Here is a 16684-nt window from a genome sequence, read left to right on the forward strand (position 1 = left end):
ATGCGCCACCCACCGGATTGAAATGAGGGGCGTCGCCATGATCTCGGAATTGTTTGTTTTGGGCATTGTTTGCGTAACATCGGCGGCAATGGTGCTCTTTTGGCTGGCCCCCTTCAAGGCAAGGGCAATTGCAACAAGTACCGGTGTGTCTCCAGAACTCTGCAATGATCATGTTTATCTTTTCGAGGGCAACGAACTGATTGGATTGTCCGACGCAGGTGAACGTGAAGACGCCAAGATCGCCGATTGGACCGACCTGAGAACCTACTTAGCAGAGCGCTTTCCCAATTTCCCGGAAACGCCCGAAGAAATCGAACAGGCAGGCGAGATTGTGGTCACTCCAGTTGACGCGAGCGCTCGGCAGGATGTTTTTTGCGAATGGATTGATGGCATTACCCGTGTGCAAGTGCGCAAGACGGACGCGCCGGAAACGAAGCAGATGCAACTCGACCCGGTGCGCGCTGCGACTGAAAGCGCACCTTACCCAGTTTGGTGCGTGGACCACTACGGCACAGTCTGCTGGCACAATGCGGCCTATGCGCGTTTGGCACGAAAGGTACGAGGGCAGAACACAAGCGATTTGAAACCGCTCTTTGACCTGACGGATCCCACGGGACCCAACAGCAATCGCCGACGAATCTCGGTATCGCCAAAGGACAGCGATCAAAAACTCTGGTTTGATCTGTCCGTGGTAGACCAAGGTGATAATCAGCTTTGCTATGCAACTGACATAAATGCCGTTGTTGATGCCGAAGTCGCGCAACGAAACTTTGTCCAGACTTTGGCAAAGACATTTGCGCAATTGTCCATTGGTTTGGCCATCTTTGATCGGAACCGCCAATTGGCTTTGTTCAACCCGGCGCTGATCGATTTGACTGCATTACCAGCTGACTTCCTGAGCAGTCGACCCAGTGTCATGAGCTTTTTCGACAGACTCAGAAACCAGAACATGATGCCCGAGCCCAAAAATTATGGCGGATGGCGTCAACAGATGAACGATCTGGTCGAGGCCGCGGCAGACGGGCGGTACCAAGAGACATGGTCGCTGCCGTCCGGTTCGGTTTATTCCGTCAGCGGACGCCCGCATCCTGATGGCGCCGTAGCCTTCCTGTTCGAAGACATCACTGCCGAGATCACCCTAACCCGCCGCTTTAGGTCAGAGCTGGAACTGGGGCAGTCCATCCTGGATCAGCTTGAAGACGCAATCGCTGTCTTTGCGTCGGACGGGGCACTGGCCTTTTCCAACGTTGCCTATCACCAAATGTGGCAGGTCGACCCGGATGCAAGCTTTGCCACCGTCTCGGTTTTGGACGCAACGCGCATTTGGCAGGACAAATGCACCGCCACGCCGGTCTGGGGCGAAATTCGTGATTTCGTGGACAGCCGTGAAAACCGCTCTCAATGGCGCGAGTTGGTGCACCTGCGGTCCGGTGAAACATTGATCTGCACCGCCAGCCCGATTCAGAACGGCGGGACAATGATCCGCTTTACCGCCCACTCGCGTGTCTCCCAGAACCCGCAATTGAGCGATGCGCAGGGCTGATCCACCTTGCAGCCACTGGCGGTCGCGGCCATTGTGTGAACATGACCCGCCCGCCTCTGTCGATCGATCTGATCGCCCCGGAAAAAACCGCCGAACTGGCCCTTTGGTTCGCCCCGCAATTGCGCGCGGGCGATTGCCTTTTGCTGTCTGGAGAGATCGGCAGCGGTAAAACTTTCTTTGCCCGCAACCTGATCCAATCCGTGCTTGATCACCCCGAAGACGTCCCCTCGCCGACCTTCACACTGGTGCAGATCTATGACACGGCTGCAGGGGAAATCTGGCACTCGGACCTGTATCGCCTGACCTCGATCGACGAGGTCGAGGAATTGGGTCTGATCGAAGCTTTTGAGACCTCCATCTGCCTGGTGGAATGGCCCGACAAGCTGGGAGAGCTGGCGCCACATGATGCACTGTCAATGCACTTCGCCGCCGATCCCTTGCACGACACGCGGCGTAAACTCACCCTCAACTGGAACGATCCCAAATGGGACACACGCCTGGACCCCCTGAAATGACAAATCGAGCTGTCGTTAGCGAAGCAATCATCGCCAGAACCAAATGGGCAGGCGTTACTCCCGCCCCTTTGGCCGGGGATGCGTCGAATCGGATCTATCACCGCCTGACAGACCCGGCGACACAAGAGACTGCCGTTTTGATGGACGCAGACCCGGAAAAGGGCGAAGATGTCCGCCCCTTTGTCCGGGTGGCAAACTACCTGCGTGAACTGGGTCTAAGCGCACCTGAAATCCTGGCCGAAGATGAGGATTTCGGGTTCCTCCTGCTCGAAGATCTGGGGGATGGCCTGTTTGCTCGGGTTATTGCGGACCAACCCGATTTGGAACGCCCCCTCTACGAGGCTGCAACCGATGTACTGGTACGTCTGCACAAGTCGCCGGTAATGGACTTGGAAAGCTATGGCCCGCGTATGATGACGCAACGGGCGGCCATGGCGTTCTCTCACTACGCGGCCGGGATCACGGGCGAGGATCAGACAGACGTCGAACACAAGTTCAGCAAACTGTTCCAAGACATCCTGATCGACACGACCGGAGGGTCGAAGGTGGTGGTCCTGCGTGATTATCACGCCGAGAACCTGCTGTGGCTGCCGGGCCGTTCCCATCTGGCACGTGTCGGTTTGCTGGATTTTCAGGATGCAATGCTTGGACACCCGGCCTATGATCTGATGTCCATGCTGCAAGACATCCGCCGCAAGGTCCCCGCCGGGATTGAGATGACGATGATCAACCGCTATCTGCAAGCCACGGGCCTGGACGAACACAATTTCCGGCAGGCCTATGCCGTCCTGAGCGTGCAGCGAAACCTGCGCATCCTGGGCGTCTTTGCGCGCCTTGCGGTGGAACGCGGCAAGCCGGGCTACGTCGACCTTATGCCCCCCACCTGGGACCATTTGGTACGTGGGTTGAACCACCCGGCTCTGGCCCCGGTCTCGGACCTGATCCTGAAGTCCCTGCCGGCCCCCACAGCGGCAAACATGCAAAAGTTGAAGGACCGATGACCCAAGCGCCCCACGCCGCAATGTTGTTTGCCGCGGGATTCGGCACGCGGATGAAGCACCTGACCAAAGATCGCCCCAAGCCGATGATACCCGTGGCGGGCCGTCCTTTGGTCGATCACGCGATTGATCTGGCGCGCACTGCCGGTATCGAAACCCTCGTGGCAAATCTGCATTACCTGCCTGAGGTTCTCGCCGACCACCTAACGCCGCAAGGTGTGAAACTATCGTGGGAGCTGCCTGATATCCTCGAAACCGGGGGTGGGTTGAAAGCTGCATTGCCCTTGTTGGGTGATGACCCGGTGATCACGATGAACACCGACGCCATCTGGTCCGGTCCAAACCCACTCAGCCAACTACTGCAGGCCTGGGACCCGGACACCATGGATGCGCTGCTCATGTGCGTGCCCGCGCCCCAAACCTTGGGTCATTCCGGAGGCGGAGATTTCGCACTCAATGCGCAAGGCAAGCTATCTCGCGGTGGTACGCAGACTTATGGAGGCATCCAGATCCTGAAAACAGAGCTTCTGGGGTCTATCGAACAAAGCGTCTTTTCACTGAATATGGTGTGGGACCAGATACATGAGCAGGGCCGGTTGTTCGGGATAAGCTATCCGGGCCAATGGTGCGATGTGGGGCATCCGGAGGGTATCGCCCTGGCCGAAAGCCTGATCAACGATGTTTGAGTCCAGCGCACAGCCACGGGTCTTTGCCGAGGCTCCGGGTGTAGATTTTCCAGAGGCTTTGGTGCAAGGGCTTCACACGCGCGCCGCGGCCCACCGGCCCGAGGCCCTGGCGCGGGTGCAACTGGTGGTCAACACTCGCCGCATGGCACGTCGTGTTCGTGAGCTGTTTGACGCCGGTCCACCCTGCCTGTTGCCGCAGATCTCTCTGATCACGGACCTGGGTGAAACACAGGATCTGTCGCGGTTGCCCCCGGCCATCCCGCCACTGCGGCGACGTCTGCAACTGACGCAATTGGTGTCGCGCTTGTTGGATCAGCAACCGGATCTGGCCGCGCGATCTTCGCTTTATGATCTCTCCGACAGCCTGGCTGATCTGATAGATGAAATGCAGGGCGAAGGTGTGCCCCCGCAGGCCATCCGCGACCTGGACGTCAGTGACCAATCGGGCCACTGGCACCGTACACAACAATTCATCGCCATCGCCGATCAATTTATCGGAGCAGATGAACTGGACGTACAAGCCCGCCAGCGCAAGGTTGTGGAAAACCTGATCCAACGGTGGGAAATCGCGCCGCCCCAACACCCGATCATTCTGGCCGGTTCCACTGGGTCGCGCGGAACAACCCTGATGCTGATGGAGGCGATTGCCCGCCTGCCCCAAGGCGCGCTGATCCTGCCCGGATTTGACTTTGTACAGCCCGCTTCGGTCTGGTCCGGCCTGGACGACGCGTTGCTGTCGGAAGATCACCCACAGTACCGCTTCCGAAAGCTGATGCGAGGGTTGAAGCTGGAGCCCAAGGACATCCGACCCTGGACCGACTCCCAGGCCCCCTCACCCGCGCGCAACAGGCTCGTCTCGCTCGCGCTGCGCCCGGCCCCCGTCACGGACGCGTGGATGTCCGAAGGCGCGCAATTGACCGACCTGCCCGAAGCCACAAAGGGCATCACCTTGGTCGAGGCCCCCTCGCCCCGGGCCGAGGCTTTGGCAATTGCCCTGCGCCTGCGTCAAGCTGCCGAAGACGGACAAACGGCCGCCCTGATTACCCCCGACCGGATGTTGACCCGCCAAGTCAGCGCCGCGCTTGATCGCTGGTCGATCATCCCGGACGACAGTGCCGGCCTGCCGCTGCAATTGTCGCCTCCGGGCCGATTCCTGCGCCATGTCGCGGGATTGTTCGTACATCGGCTGGATGGTGAGGCGCTGCTGACCCTGCTCAAACATCCCCTCTGCCACATGGGCGGTGCACGCGGCGATCACCTGCGCCAAACCCGCGATCTGGAACTGGACCTGCGCCGCTATGGCCCACCATTCCCCGATATCGAAGGGTTTCAAGCCTTTGCTGCGCGCCGTTTGGCCGGTCAGGTTGAAATCCCACCCTCGTGGCTGACATGGCTAAATAACTGTTTCGTCGACCAGCAAGTCAGCAAAGAATTATCGCTTGCTCAATGGGTTGAACGGCTACGCACCCTGGCCGAGGCGATCTCGGTAGGGAGCGCACAAAACAATGACAGCAACCTGTGGGACAAGAACAACGGCCAAAAAGCGCACGAAGTGTTCCGCAAGCTCGAGGAAGAAGCAGAACACGGCGGCCGCATGACCGCCCGCGACTTCGCTGACCTGATCGGGGCCATCCTTGCGGATGAAGAAATCCGCGATCGTGATACGCCGCATGATCACATCATGATCTGGGGCACGCTCGAGGCGCGCGTTCATGGCGCCGACCTGCTGATCCTTGGCGGCCTGAACGAAGGCAGCTGGCCCGAAGCCGCCAAACCCGATCCCTGGCTCAACCGTCAAATGCGCGATGCGGCCGGACTGCTTCTGCCGGAACGGCGGATCGGCCTGTCGGCCCATGATTTCCAACAGGCAGTCTGCGCCGAAGAGGTTTGGCTGACCCGCGCCACACGTTCCGATGATGCCGAAACCGTCGCATCACGTTGGGTGAACCGCCTGACCAACCTGCTCAGCGGATTGCCGGATCAGGGAGGGCCTGAGGTTGTGAAAGAGATGCAGGCGCGCGGACAGCACTGGCTGGATCTGAGCGACGCGCTGGAAGAAACATCTGCAATCGCTGCGGCCACGCGCCCGTCGCCGCGCCCCCCGGTCGCTGCCCGCCCTCGCCGCATGTCGGTGACAGAAATCAAACGCCTGATCCGCGACCCTTACGCGATCTACGCCAAACACGTGCTGCGCCTGAAACGGCTCGACCCCCTGGTACAGGCCCCCGATGCCCTGCTGCGGGGGATCGTGGTGCATGAGGTGTTGGAGAAGTTTATCGCCGAGACGACCGAACACCCCGAGACTTTGACACGCAAAGCATTTCTGGCCAAGGCTGGGGCCCTTCTGGATGAACTGGTGGCCTGGCCAACCGCGCGCAAACTCTGGCTGGCGCGGATCGAACGCATCGCCGATGCCTTTCTGCTCAGCGAACAGCAAAGGCGCGCGCTTGCCAGCCCGATTGCCTTTGAGGCGAAACTGAAACAACGCCTTGATCCGCTGGACTTTGAACTGGTGGGCCGCGCCGACCGAATTGATCAGGACACACGCGGCGATCTTTACATCTATGATTACAAAACCGGTGCGCCACCTTCGGCCCCGCAGCAATCAAAATTCGACAAACAGCTGCTGATCGAGGCCGCGATGGCTGAGGAAGGCGGGCTTGAGGGTATGGACCCGATGCAAGTCGCAGGCGCCGTGTTCATCGGAATTGGCGGTTCGTTCAAAGAGGTGCCCGCGCCATTGGACAAGGAACCCCCCGCCAAGGTCTGGGCTGAATTGCGCGAATTGATCGAGGCGTATTTCGATACCGAACAGGGATACACAGCCCGCAGGATGCTGCACAGCGATGCGGATGTTGGCGACTATGACCATCTGGCCCGCTTTGGCGAATGGGACCGCACCACCGACCCCACGCCCGAGGATCTGACATGAGCGCGCGCAATGAAGCCACCGAAAAGCAGGTCACGGCGGCGCGCCCTGATGCATCCACCTGGCTGTCGGCCAACGCAGGGTCCGGCAAGACCCGCGTTTTGACCGACCGGGTAGCGCGGCTGTTGCTCAGCGACGTACAACCGCAGCACATCCTGTGCCTGACCTATACCAAGGCCGCGGCGTCCGAGATGCAAAACCGTCTATTCAAGCGGTTGGGCGAATGGGCAATGCTGCCAGATGATCAGCTGTTTAAACAACTGAACGATCTGGGTGTTGACGGTACGATCGATCCTGCCCGCCTGTCGCATGCCCGAACGCTCTTTGCTCGGGCGATCGAAACCCCCGGTGGCCTCAAGATCCAAACGATCCACTCGTTCTGTGCCTCGCTTTTGCGACGTTTCCCGCTTGAGGCCGGGGTCAGCCCTCAGTTTTCTGAGATGGAGGATCGCGCCGCCGCCGTGTTGCGTGAAGAGATTGTCGAGGCTTTGGCCGAAGGGGATCAGGCACATCTGGTCGATGGGATCGCACGTTTTGTCACCGACACCGGATTTGACAGCCTGACACAAGCGATCACAGGGAAACGGGACGCCTTTACCGGGACGGTTGATTGGCCCGAACTGATGGCCTGTTTCGAACTGCCCGCCAACTTTGACGAACAGGCACTGCTGGACCGGGTTTATCTGGGTGGTGAGCTGGAGTTGATCGCTGCGATCCGCCCCATGCTGGCCGACAGCGGGGGCAACAACGCCAAAGCCGCCGACAAACTGGCCGGGTTCACCGAACGAACACTCTCAACCCTGCCCATTCTGGAAAGCGTCCTGCTGACAGGCAGCGGTGCCAAAGAACCGTTCAGCGCAAAAATCAACGGATTCCCAACCAAGGCGCTGCGCGAAGGGCCAATGTCACCTTACATGCCGCAACTCGAAGCACTGATGCGCCGGGTCGAAGATGCGCGTGAACAACGGCTGGCCTTGGTCGCAGCCCGCAAATCGCTGGCCCTGCATCGTTTTGCCAATGTGTTCCTGCCAGAATACGAGCGTCGCAAACAGTTGCGCGGTTGGCTCGACTTTGACGATCTGATCCTGAAAGCGCGGCAATTGATGAATGATCCATCGGTCGCGGCCTGGGTGCTTTATCGACTGGATGGCGGCATCGATCACATTCTGGTGGACGAGGCGCAGGACACCAGCCCCGCACAATGGGACGTGATAGAAAAGCTCGCGCAGGAATTCACCAGTGGTGAGGGCGCGCGGTCAGATGTTGAGCGCACGATTTTCGTGGTCGGCGACAAGAAACAGTCGATCTATTCGTTTCAGGGCGCCGACCCCGAGGCGTTCGACCGGATGCAACGGGAATTTGGACACAGACTGTCGGAAAGCGGCTCAAATTTGGTGCCTTTGACGCTGGAATACTCGTTCCGGTCGTCGGCTGCGGTGTTGGGTCTGGTCGATCAGGTGTTCGATGGCAAAACCGAGGCCGGGTTTCATGCCGAGGCCAAGCACAAGGCATTCAAAGCCGCCCTGCCCGGCCGTGTCGATCTGTGGCCTGTGGTCGAAAAGGTCGATGACGAGGATGACCGCCCCTGGACCGATCCTGTCGACCGGCCCAGCGCGCAGCACCATACCGTAATCCTGGCGGAACAGATCGCCCGCGCCATCAAACGGATGATTGATGAGGGCGAGACGATCCCTGAAGACGGTTTTGAATCAGGCGAATTCGTACGTCGTCGGGTCCGGCCAGGAGATTTCATGATCCTGGTTCAGCGTCGATCCGACCTCTTTGCCGAAATCATTCGCGCGTGCAAAGCGGCCGGATTGCCGATTGCCGGGGCCGACCGGCTTAAGGTGGGTGCCGAGCTGGCGGTCAAGGACCTAGCGGCCCTGCTCAGCTTTCTCGCCACGCCCGAGGATGACCTGTCACTAGCCACCGTGCTGAAATCCCCACTCTTTGGGTGGAGTGAGCAACAACTCTTTGACTTGGCGCATCGGCGGACAGACAAATTCCTGTGGCCTGCTCTCCGCACCCGCGCCGAAGACTTCCCCGGCACCATGGCAGTGCTGAATGACCTGCGCAGCATGACCGATTTCCTGCGCCCCTATGACCTGATCGAACGCATCCTGACCCGGCATGGCGGGCGTCAGAAACTGCTGGGTCGTCTGGGGGCTGAGGCCGAGGATGGGATCAATGCCCTGCTCAGTCAGGCGCTGGCCTATGAACGGGCGGATATTCCCAGCCTCACTGGTTTTTTGGTCTGGATGCAAACCGACGACCTGGAGATCAAGCGTCAGATGGGCGGCGTCGGCGACATGATCCGGGTGATGACGGTGCACGGTTCCAAGGGTTTAGAATCGCCTATCGTGATCCTGCCCGACACCGGTGCGCGGAGGGCCCCGACCGATGACGAGATCATGTTGGCGGGCGACATGCCGTTGTGGAAAGTTTCGCGCGATGTCTCGCCTGGTGCAATCGCACAGGCCCGTGCCGAGGCACAGGCCCGGCAGATGAACGAACGCCTGCGACTGCTATACGTGGCGCTTACGCGGGCCGAGAAGTGGCTGATCGTGGCCGCGGCTGGTGACTTGGGCAAAAGTGGCGACAGCTGGTACCAGATGGTCGAGGGCGCTATGCGAACCTCAGGTGCCGAGGCGATCCCTGGCACTGCGATCCAGCGGCTGCAGCACGGTGATTGGTCCGGTCTGCCTTTGCAGGAAGAACCGGCAGCCAAACGCGAGCCTGTTACCCTGCCCGATTTGTTCCGAACACGCGCGCCCACACCCACTCCGGCACGCGCCACACTCAGCCCATCCGATCTTGGCGGGGCCAAGGCCTTGGCTGGCGACATGGGTCTGGATGAGGAGGCCGCCAAGGAGCGCGGCAGCAGAATCCATACGCTGCTCGAGCACCTACCGGGAATCGATTCCAGCGCCTGGCGTCAGGTTGGCGCGCAAATGCTGCCCGATCTGACGAGCGCAGAGTTCGAAGACGTGTTCACCGAAGCCCAGCGCGTTCTAGGCGCGGATCATCTGGCGCATGTCTTTGCACCTGACACCCTGGCAGAGGTTCCGATCACCGCCCGGCTGGGCGAGGCGCGGATGCATGGGATCATAGATCGATTGATCATCACCGACACCTACATTCAGGCCATTGATTTCAAAACAAATGCCACTGTGCCCGAGATCGCCGAGGGCTGCCCCAGCGGATTGCTGCGGCAGATGGGAGCCTATGCTCAGGCGCTGGCGCAGATCTATCCCGCCCATGAAATCCGCACTGCGATCCTGTGGACTCGCACCGGGATGCTGATGCCGCTGCCACACGATATTGTGACAGATGCATTACGAAACACCCAGATATCTTGACGCCCCCTATGGGCGCACTTACGTTCTGAGCCCAAGCGCATTCCATTCAGGAGACAGAATATGTCCACCGTAGCCGTCACCGACGCAACCTTCGACGCCGAAGTCAAAAACTCGGACATCCCCGTAGTGGTTGATTTCTGGGCCGAATGGTGCGGTCCGTGCAAACAGATCGGCCCCGCTCTGGAAGAACTGGCCACCCAGTACGACGGCAAGATCAAGATCGCCAAGGTCGACGTCGACAACAATCCGAACTCGGCCGCTGCAATGGGCGTGCGTGGCATCCCTGCGCTGTTCATCTTCAAAGACGGTCAGGTTGTATCGAACCGCGCCGGCGCTGCCCCGAAGGCGGCGCTGGAAAGCTGGATCAACGACTCGATCTAAGCTCCTCTCGACAGGCTTACCGGATCAAGGCGCTCCCACTCATGGGGCGCCTTTTTCTTTGGCGGGTTCTTGGGTGGCGTTCTGGTGTCACCACGAGGCACCATTTGGACCTTTCGCCCCGCAAAATATCGGGCAAAGTGGTGCCAGTTAGTAGACAGGAGGCAACATGGCCAAGACACGGGTTCTGGTGGAGTTTGGCATGGGCACATCGCTCAGGCGTGAGGATTACACCGAGGCAGCACTCAGGGCGCTGAAAGACGCGCTATGGCACAATTCGGTCAATATGGCCGAGCTGTTCGATTTTCCCAAAGAGGCAATGATCATTGATGCCGAGATTGGGGTGCAAAAGCCCGATCAGGTGGATGTCGATGCGCTGCTGAACGTCTTTCCTTACGGCCAGCCCAGCATCACCTTGGTCGAGGGCGGATTGGACATCGAAAAGCCGCACACAGACGGCCGCACGGTCGTCGCCAATGCGGCGATTGTCGTGTCCTTTGATATGGAGCCCGCACAATGACCGAGAAACGTATCATCCTAGAAATGGGCATGGGCAACGACCTGTATGGTCAGGACTATACCAAAGCCGCGCGCCGCGCTGTCCAAGACGCGCTGCATCATTCGTCGATCACGCTGTTTTCCAAGCTGGGTGTCGATCACACCGAAATGCGCGTGCAGGTGACGATTGGCGTGCAGAACCCGGATGCGGTCGATTGCAATCTTGTGGCGGCTGACCTGCCGCGCGGCCGCGCCGAAGTGCGCGCGGTCAAAGGCGGATTGGATGTTGCAGACACCGAAGCGGGCACGCGACACGTCGTGGCCACTGCTGCGGTTGAAGCCTGGGTGCCCGACATGGCCGGGAAATGGGTACAAAGCCAACCTTGAAAACAAAAAGGCCGCCCCCGAGGGATGGGGCGGCTCTTTTCGTCAAAGACGGCTCAAGATCAGAATTTGGCGATCTCGGCGCGTGTCAGGCCGATGTCGCTCAGCATTTCGTCCGACAGATTGGACAGAGCTTTGCGTGTTTTGCGGGCCTCGTTCCATTCGGTGATGGATTCTTTGACAGAGACGAATGCGTTGACCACACGGAGAGTTGCGACTGCTCCGAAAGGCACGGTGTTGGTGGCTACGTTTGCCATGATGCGCTTCCTTCATTTGAAACCAGCCGACCCTGCGTCGGTTGTGAGCCTCATGTAGTACCGCCGACTGAGTCCTACAATTGTTGAGTCAACAGCCCCGATTTGCGCCCAATGCATAGCAAAACGGCACGAAATCGGGTTGAAAACTGCATTTTTGAGCGAAAAAGGAAATGCGGCCAATGCAATGCCCCGTTGCCTCTGCTGCCTGCGCGGCCCATATAGATCGCAACTCACAAGCTGGAGGCACCCATGGCAGACGATCAATTCCCCGGTTGGCACGGCACAACCATCATCGGCGTTAAAAAGGGCGGTGAGGTCGTGATCGCGGGCGATGGACAGGTGAGCCTGGGACAGACCGTCATCAAGGGCACCGCGCGCAAGGTGCGCCGCCTGTCCCCGGGTGGGTTCGATGTGGTCTGTGGCTTTGCCGGATCAACGGCGGATGCCTTCACCTTGCTGGAGCGTCTTGAAACCAAATTGGAAGCCACCCCAGGCCAACTGGCGCGTGCGAGTGTCGAGCTGGCCAAGGATTGGCGCACCGACAAGTACCTGCAAAAGCTCGAGGCTATGCTGATCGTGACCGACGGCAAGGACATGTTCGTGATCACCGGGGCAGGGGACGTGCTGGAACCTGAACACAATGTCGCCGCCATCGGATCAGGTGGCAACTTTGCGCTGGCTGCTGCTCGCGGCATGATGGACAGCGACAAGAATGCTGAAGCTGTGGCCCGCGACGCCATGGCAATTGCCGCGGACATCTGCGTTTACACAAACGGAAACCTGACTGTAGAAACAATCTCTTCCTGACATTCTGAAGGGCTTGGTTTCAGCGATTTGACGCAGAATTGGATGCGAATTCGGCCTTTGTGAACCCGTATCGGTCACTCTCCTCCGAAAATTTCAGCGTGGCATCAATTGCGCTGATCGGTGATCCCGGGTTGGTAGGAACACTTACGAATCTTGAAAAATTGCGCCTATTCCGTAGACTGGGCGCGATTTGTTCCTGCCGATGTGCTTGGGTTTTTTGATTCAGCCCCACAACACAATCGGCGTAGTGTTTTGTTTTCATGTACTTTTCTAAGCCGGACCGTTGGACACTGATGCTTTGAAAGGTCTTTGTAGCCAGTGAAATGTAAATTTCTTCAGGAGGTTAAGATGAAAAATAAGACAAAGGGTGCGCCTGGTCGCTCAGACGACATAATTACCCCAACAACTGATCTGTTTGTCGACGCAAAGGCCGGAGACGATACTGTCATTTTCAGCCCCAGCCAAGGTTCCGCGGGCGGTGTCTACAAGGGTGGGTCCGGGATCGATACACTCGAACTCAACCTGACGTCTGAAGAATGGCTTTTACTTGCCCCCACTTTACAAGACGAAATCGATTCCTTTTTGGCGCATCTTACTGCCGTCACCAACCCAAGTGGCCAAGCCAATGGCAACCAGTTTTCGTTCGACAGTTTAGGGCTGAAGGTTAAACAATTTGAACACTTCCGGCTCGTGATCGACGGGGTTGAAGTCACTTCCCCTGGAGATGATCCGGTTGATGCTCAGGATGACAGCGATACGACTGACAACCGGACCGTTCTTGATGGCAATGTACTTGATAATGACTCTGTGCCCGACCTGGTTGCTTCGGTCGAAGTGATTTCCGGTCCGGGCGAAGGAACGCTGACATTCAATCCTGATGGCACGTTCCAATTCGATCCCGGCAGTGATTTTGACGACTTGTCGTTTGGTGAATCTCGGGATGTCGAATTTATCTACGAGGTAACGGACGCCAATGGCGATAGCGACACAGCCACTGCTACAATTACGGTTGAGGGAACAAACACCCCGCCAGAAGCAGTTGACGACGACTTTGTCACAGCGGAAAGCACTATACCGGTTTCGCTGGATGTCCTTTTCAACGACTCTGACCCAGAAGATGACGATTTAACGATTACATCTATCGACGACAGCGGCGTGATCGGATCGCTTTCGGTGGACGCAACAACAAATCAGATCGTTTACGATGACCTTGGCTATTTCGACTTCTTGGCGGACGGTCAGTTTGTCGAACAGTCCTTTGGCTATACCATCAGCGACGGAAACGGTGGTGAGGACAGCGCCACAGTAACCTTCACCATTGAAGGTGAAGGGTCAGCCGAAACCGAAAGCGTCGAAACAGACTCACTTGAAAATGGACAGGAAGTATCGGTGACCCTCAGTGGTCCGGGTGGTTCCGAAGACGGAAGCGGTGACTTCACACTGAACATTGGTCTGTCAGCCGTCATTCAGCCAAACATCAACGTTGTCTATGTCGTCGACACCTCTGGCAGCACGCGCGCCAGCGTGTTGGCACAGGAAATCGATGCTTTGGAGGGCTTAACAGCCGAGATCGCCGCAGCCGGGTTTGCAGATGGTAGCGTCACGGTTTCGGTTGTACCATTTTCGACAAGGGCTGATCCGGATGCATCTGGCGATGCTACGTCAACTTTCACGCTGGACACCCAAGATGACGTGGGCAGTACAGATGTAGACGCGATAAACAATGCTCTGAACGACCTGACTGGTCGTGGCTGGACCAACTATGTCGCGGCTTTGAACGAGACCACGCAAACACTTACTGACCTGGAAACCGCAAATGGCCCAGGAACCAATGTTGTTTACTTCTTGTCAGACGGACAGCCACTCATTAGTGACCCGAGCACTGGCTTCAATAGATTGCAAACAGAAGCTGAAATTGGAGTTGCAGCCGTACCGCTTCAGGCAATGGCTCAGATTTCGGCCTTCGAAATCGGCGATGTTGATGCCGTCAATTTCCTTGATGTGATCGACAACACTGGTGGAACAACCCAAGTTTCAGATCCCTCGGATCTTTCCGCCGCATTGCTGGGATCCCCAATCCCAGAAGGAAGTATCGTGGATGCCGACCTGTTTGTGTTTGACGATATGGGTGTTCTTCAGAACTCTGTGGCTTTGGACCCAGCGGACTTCAACGAAACTCTTCTAGGGTTTGAATACGACATCAACAATGTGACCGGGTTGGCGGACGATCTTGGTGAACAAAGTCTTGTTCGAATTGCAATCGGTTTGGACGATGATAATGATGGAGTGGCCGATATCACCATCGAAACCGAAGTCGACGTCTTTGGGTTCTAAGGCATCGTAATTTCACAAATTGTGAAAAGCCGCTGATTTTCAGCGGCTTTTCCTGTTCGGGAAATCGCGGTTCAGCGGTTCAGATTAGTTGATCTTGGCAACCCCTAACGGCACACCTGCAACTTCACACCAGATGTAAACTTCGTTGTATTTCGACGCGTCCAAAGTCGGCGGCACGGCGTATTGCTGTTTGCCGGTCAGGTGCAGCAGTGCACCCAGTTTGGTGTCGGGGTCGTATTTGCCGTCCTTACCAAACGCCACGCGCGGATCAGGGCCACCATCCAACGAAAAGTCTTTGCCCAACTCGACGATGTAACGGTCACCATCCTTGACGACCTTGACCCCGCCCGATGTCACGTGATTGCTGAGACCAGTAAACGTGCCCTTGGCGCCACCGGCCAATGCGGCCCCGGTGCTTGCAACGGTCAATGCCATGCCGGATGCGGCTGCGGCCAGGAACAAAGAACGACGGTTCATCATGAGTGGGGACCTCCCTTAAAATTCACAGGCTTGATTGCCTTGCGCTGACATTTGACCAGTCGGGCGATTATTGTAAGGGGGCCTCACGCGCCCCTGATCATGCGTGTTTTGCGCGTGTTTCGGCGTGAGGAGCACGTGATCGGCTTGTGTTTTCCGCACCCATGCTTAGGTTCCCGTTGACCCAAATGGATAGAGTGACCATGACCGACCTGACCCCACGCGAGATTGTTTCTGAACTGGACCGGTTCATCATCGGCCAGAAGGATGCCAAACGGGCGGTCGCCGTGGCGTTGCGCAATCGCTGGCGGCGCAAGCAGCTGTCCGATGATCTGCGGGACGAGGTTTATCCCAAGAACATTTTGATGATCGGCCCCACCGGTGTCGGCAAGACCGAAATCAGCCGCCGGTTGGCGAAACTGGCCCGCGCGCCGTTCATCAAAGTCGAGGCGACAAAGTTCACCGAAGTGGGCTATGTCGGCCGCGATGTCGAACAGATCGTGCGCGATCTGGTGGATGCCGCCATCGCACAGACGCGTGAGTACATGCGTGAAGACGTCAAGGCCCGCGCCCACAAGGCTGCCGAAGATCGCGTGATCGAGGCCATCGCCGGCACCGACGCCCGCGAGGCCACACGCGACATGTTCCGCAAGAAGCTCAAATCGGGCGAATTGGACGACACCGAGATTGAGTTGGAGCTCGCCGACACCTCGAACCCCATGTCGATGTTTGAAATTCCGGGCCAGCCTGGCGGCAACATGGGCATGATGAACCTGGGCGATATGTTTGGCAAAGCCTTTGGCGGGCGCACGACTCGCAAGAAGTTGACTGTTTCCGAAAGCTATGAAGTGCTGATCGGGGAAGAGGCCGACAAACTGCTCGATGATGAAACCGTGACCCGTATCGCGTTGGAGGCAGTTGAGCAGAATGGCATCGTCTTCCTGGACGAGATCGACAAGGTCTGCGCCCGCACCGACGCGCGCGGCGGTGACGTCAGCCGTGAGGGTGTACAGCGCGACCTGCTGCCGCTGATCGAGGGCACCACAGTGTCGACCAAGCATGGACCAGTCAAAACCGACCACATCCTGTTCATCGCATCTGGGGCGTTTCATATCGCCAAGCCATCGGATTTGCTGCCGGAACTTCAGGGTCGCTTGCCGATCCGCGTGGAACTGCGTGCGCTGACCGAAGAGGATTTTGTGCGCATCCTGACCGAAACCGACAACGCGCTTACCCGCCAATATACCGCCCTGATGGGCACCGAAGAAGTCACCGTTTCCTTCACCGATGACGGCATCGCCGCGTTGGCCAAAATCGCCGCTGACGTGAATCAATCGGTTGAAAACATCGGTGCGCGCCGTCTTTACACCATCATGGAACGCGTGTTCGAAGAGCTGTCGTTCACCGCACCAGATCGGTCGGGGGATGCCGTGGTTGTAGATGCCGGTTTTGTTCAGGAAAACGTGGGCGCCCTGGCGCAATCCACCGACGTCAGCCGCTACGTTCTCTAGACGCCGAC

Annotated in this window: 14 protein-coding genes; 12 read left to right on the forward strand and 2 right to left on the reverse strand. The window is 58.1% G+C overall.

All coding sequences use genetic code 11. The features are described 5' to 3' along the window. The first annotated feature begins 37 nt into the window (after positions 1 to 37). From TRM7615_RS02330 to TRM7615_RS02370, 9 genes are all read left to right on the forward strand, one after another. Positions 38 to 1543, forward strand: a complete 1506-nt coding sequence (locus TRM7615_RS02330; protein WP_235823999.1) for a PAS-domain containing protein — start codon at positions 38 to 40, stop codon at positions 1541 to 1543. Positions 1544 to 1584: 41 nt separating this feature from the next. Next, a complete protein-coding gene (tsaE, locus tag TRM7615_RS02335; protein ID WP_108785275.1) occupies positions 1585 to 2058 on the forward strand; it encodes a tRNA (adenosine(37)-N6)-threonylcarbamoyltransferase complex ATPase subunit type 1 TsaE in 474 nt (157 codons plus the stop codon). Further along, the gene (locus TRM7615_RS02340) at positions 2055 to 3059 is read left to right on the forward strand and encodes an aminoglycoside phosphotransferase family protein (RefSeq protein WP_108785276.1); all 1005 of its coding nucleotides are present in this window, start codon (positions 2055 to 2057) and stop codon (positions 3057 to 3059) included. The genes tsaE and TRM7615_RS02340 overlap by 4 nt, the downstream gene beginning before the upstream one ends. Beyond that, positions 3056 to 3742, forward strand: coding sequence for a nucleotidyltransferase family protein (locus TRM7615_RS02345; protein WP_108785277.1), 687 nt, complete (start codon positions 3056 to 3058; stop codon positions 3740 to 3742). Before TRM7615_RS02340 ends, TRM7615_RS02345 begins: the two co-directional genes overlap by 4 nt. Beyond that, the gene (gene addB, locus TRM7615_RS02350) at positions 3735 to 6674 is read left to right on the forward strand and encodes a double-strand break repair protein AddB (protein ID WP_108785278.1); all 2940 of its coding nucleotides are present in this window, start codon (positions 3735 to 3737) and stop codon (positions 6672 to 6674) included. Before TRM7615_RS02345 ends, addB begins: the two co-directional genes overlap by 8 nt. Next, the gene (addA, locus tag TRM7615_RS02355) at positions 6671 to 10030 is read left to right on the forward strand and encodes a double-strand break repair helicase AddA (protein ID WP_108785279.1); all 3360 of its coding nucleotides are present in this window, start codon (positions 6671 to 6673) and stop codon (positions 10028 to 10030) included. Before addB ends, addA begins: the two co-directional genes overlap by 4 nt. Positions 10031 to 10090: 60 nt before the next feature. Next, complete coding sequence (trxA, locus tag TRM7615_RS02360; protein ID WP_108785280.1) at positions 10091 to 10411, forward strand: thioredoxin; 321 nt, start codon at positions 10091 to 10093, stop codon at positions 10409 to 10411. 166 nt (positions 10412 to 10577) lie between these two features. Continuing rightward, complete coding sequence (locus tag TRM7615_RS02365) at positions 10578 to 10928, forward strand: Lin0512 family protein (protein ID WP_108785281.1); 351 nt, start codon at positions 10578 to 10580, stop codon at positions 10926 to 10928. After that, positions 10925 to 11293 carry a Lin0512 family protein gene (locus TRM7615_RS02370; RefSeq protein WP_108785282.1) on the forward strand — a complete coding sequence of 123 codons (369 nt, stop codon included), beginning with the start codon at positions 10925 to 10927 and terminating at the stop codon, positions 11291 to 11293. The genes TRM7615_RS02365 and TRM7615_RS02370 overlap by 4 nt, the downstream gene beginning before the upstream one ends. 59 nt (positions 11294 to 11352) lie before the next feature. Here the strand turns inward: TRM7615_RS02370 and TRM7615_RS02375 are convergent, their stop codons facing one another. Then, positions 11353 to 11547 carry a DUF1127 domain-containing protein gene (locus TRM7615_RS02375; protein WP_108785283.1) on the reverse strand — a complete coding sequence of 65 codons (195 nt, stop codon included), beginning with the start codon at positions 11545 to 11547 and terminating at the stop codon, positions 11353 to 11355. Between the two features lie 249 nt (positions 11548 to 11796). On the opposite strand from TRM7615_RS02375, the gene hslV reads away from it, so the two are divergent. Continuing rightward, positions 11797 to 12354 (forward strand): ATP-dependent protease subunit HslV, encoded by a 558-nt coding sequence (gene hslV / locus TRM7615_RS02380; RefSeq protein WP_108785284.1) that lies wholly within the window; start codon positions 11797 to 11799, stop codon positions 12352 to 12354. 348 nt (positions 12355 to 12702) lie between these two features. Further along, a complete protein-coding gene (locus TRM7615_RS02385; protein ID WP_108785285.1) occupies positions 12703 to 14688 on the forward strand; it encodes a cadherin-like domain-containing protein in 1986 nt (661 codons plus the stop codon). Between the two features lie 84 nt (positions 14689 to 14772). Here the strand turns inward: TRM7615_RS02385 and TRM7615_RS02390 are convergent, their stop codons facing one another. After that, positions 14773 to 15168, reverse strand: coding sequence for a DM13 domain-containing protein (locus tag TRM7615_RS02390; RefSeq protein ID WP_085797658.1), 396 nt, complete (start codon positions 15166 to 15168; stop codon positions 14773 to 14775). Positions 15169 to 15368: 200 nt separating this feature from the next. Here TRM7615_RS02390 and hslU point away from each other — a divergent pair, with 200 nt between their 5' ends. After that, positions 15369 to 16676 (forward strand): ATP-dependent protease ATPase subunit HslU, encoded by a 1308-nt coding sequence (gene hslU, locus TRM7615_RS02395; protein WP_108785286.1) that lies wholly within the window; start codon positions 15369 to 15371, stop codon positions 16674 to 16676. Positions 16677 to 16684 lie beyond the last annotated feature (8 nt).

It is taken from the genome of Falsiruegeria mediterranea M17 (genome assembly GCF_900302455.1).
GTDB classification, from domain to species: Bacteria; Pseudomonadota; Alphaproteobacteria; order Rhodobacterales; family Rhodobacteraceae; genus Falsiruegeria; species Falsiruegeria mediterranea.